The organism is Burkholderia sp. Ac-20384 (genome assembly GCF_017104605.1).
GTDB classification, from domain to species: Bacteria; Pseudomonadota; Gammaproteobacteria; order Burkholderiales; family Burkholderiaceae; genus Burkholderia; species Burkholderia lata.
Window position 1 is genome coordinate 1 of sequence record NZ_JAAGPE010000720.1, and the last position, 836, is coordinate 836.

1 protein-coding gene is annotated in these 836 nt (G+C 64.0%); it reads left to right on the plus strand.

The window, feature by feature from the left end:
- Window positions 1-472: 472 nt before the first annotated feature.
- The coding region (locus G3O00_RS43010) for a (2Fe-2S)-binding protein (RefSeq protein WP_206146634.1) at window positions 473-836 on the plus strand (364 nt) is incomplete at its 3' end.

Below are 836 nucleotides of genomic sequence, written 5' to 3' on the forward strand. Positions count from 1 at the left end.
CGACGCCTGAAGATTCGCTACGAACGCTATGCTCATATCCACGAGGCCTTCCTATCTTTGGCTTGCGCCTTGATTTGCTGGACGCGTCTAAAACCTCTGGTTAACTAATTTCGCAACAGCTTCTTAGGCGTGCAAGCAGGGTTGTCTGAAAAACTAGCCATAAATGTCGTTGCAAAGGCCTTGGGCGGCGTCGATACTCGGTCGCGATATGCAGTGCTCGATACTGAGCGGGCGCGTGTGACACCGGTCGGCCCGTGCGTGCGGTGCTTGCCGGAGCGTGTGAGCGCGCCAAGGCCGGCTGGGTATATGTGGATGCGGGCTGATGCGCTGGCGTCCCACCGCGGCAGACATGCGATATGCGAAAAATTTGCCTTTGGCGCCGTGCGTCGCGGTAGTGACGCCATTCGCCGCAGGCGCCCGACTTGTTCGTGCACTGATCGCTCTTCCCCGCTATACCGGCCCCGGAGGCTGAATGATCACCCTCAAAATCAACGGCGAAACCCGCTCGGTCGACGCCCCAGACGACATGCCCTTGCTCTGGGTGCTGCGCGACGTCGTCGGCCTCACCGGCACGAAGTTCGGCTGCGGGATCGCGCAATGCGGCGCGTGCACCGTGCATCTCGACGGTGTCGCCGCGCGTTCGTGCGTGCTGCCGGTCGCGGCGGTCGCGGGCCGCAAGATCACGACGATCGAAGCCGTCGGCGCGACACCGGCCGGCCACAAGGTCCAGCAGGCGTGGCGCGAGCTCGACGTCGTCCAGTGCGGCTACTGCCAGTCGGGGCAGGTGATGGCCGCCACCGCGCTGATCGCGTCGAACCCGAACCCGAGCGACGCCG